Source organism: Salmonella sp. SG203, assembly GCF_013350575.1.
GTDB classification, from domain to species: domain Bacteria; phylum Pseudomonadota; class Gammaproteobacteria; order Enterobacterales; family Enterobacteriaceae; genus Salmonella; species Salmonella enterica.
This window is the reverse complement of sequence record NZ_SNMT01000080.1, coordinates 1-1,224: the sequence shown is the minus strand read 5'-3', so window position 1 is coordinate 1,224 and position 1,224 is coordinate 1. Positions and strand designations below refer to the sequence as shown.

Genomic DNA, 1,224 nt, shown 5'->3' with positions numbered 1-1,224 from the left:
ATGATTATGGCGGGCTGCGGATGAACCAGTTTGTCTGTACCTCAGGGAAATGCACTTTTAAGGAGCGTATTCGTGACCAGGACCGGGGGAGCTGATATGAAAAAGATAATGCACAAAAGGCGGTTATCCCTGTGGGCCGGTGTAATGCTGCTGTTGGTTCCTGTGCTGTATTCCGGGGCTGCCAGAGCGGCGGAACTACCAAACGGGTGTCAGCTCGGAACAACCTATACGGGCGACAAGGGAGCGGAGCCTGCAAATATTAAGGTCCCCATGAAAATAACCCTGAACCAGGACACGCCGGAAGGTTCTGTTGTTTATGAAGAAACATTGCCCTCCATGAAGTATGTCTGTAAGACCTTCGGTCCGAGTGTGTCCCCCTCCATTATTGGGGGAGATAATTTTTTTAAGGGTTTTAGCTCGGATCTGCAGAAAGCCGGACTGAGAATAGAGTATACAATAAACGGTAATGGACCCTTTACTCCGACCCGTACGGATTTCTTCGCGATTGACAGTTACCCCCAGGCGGGAGCTCAGACTTATAGCGGAACGCTGAGGGGATCATTCCGGCTGATTCTGGACAAAAAACCGGACAGACCGCTTAATCAGGTGATAGCGCGGATCGATGATATACTGAGACTGGTGTATGGCCGGATAGGTAACAATTACGTTTCATTCGGCACATCAAACGCCACACAGATATATTACGTGCCGAAATGTGTAGGAAAAGTATCGGTCCCGGCGGTGGTTGACCTGGGCAGGGTTATCACCGGCGGAAAGGGCAGCCTGCCATCCCCGCGAAACTTTTATATTAACACTTCTTTTAATCATGACTGTGCAGGCTTTAGTGATATCAGCGCATGGGGCGGATTTTCACTCACCCTTGAGATTAAGTTCAGTGCTGCAGGTGCAGACGACAAAACAACATCACCTTCTTTAATACTTTATAATGATGACGGCCAGAAAAACGGCCTGCAGCTGGTGATAAAAGAGGCCGGTTCAAAGACAGTGACATTTGGGAAATGGTCACCAGTCAGCCCGGCTATCACCCCCAATGACCTTCCGCTGAACCTTTTCTATACCGCATCGCTGGAGCCCACGGGGAGCGTCACGTCCGCAGTAACAGGGAAGTTCAGTCAGAATGTTACCGTGAAAGTTCGCTATCAGTAAGTCACTGCGGGTTTTTAAAAATTAAATACCCGCTGAATGCCCGTGCGGGAAAAACAA

At 49.5% G+C, this 1,224-nt stretch carries 1 protein-coding gene; it reads left to right on the top strand.

Translation table 11 applies throughout. The features are described from left to right. Positions 1-96 precede the first annotated feature (96 nt). On the top strand, positions 97-1,167 hold the full coding sequence (locus HV477_RS27855) for a fimbrial protein (protein WP_175065742.1): 1,071 nt from the start codon (positions 97-99) through the stop codon (positions 1,165-1,167). The last annotated feature ends 57 nt before the right edge of the window (positions 1,168-1,224 follow it).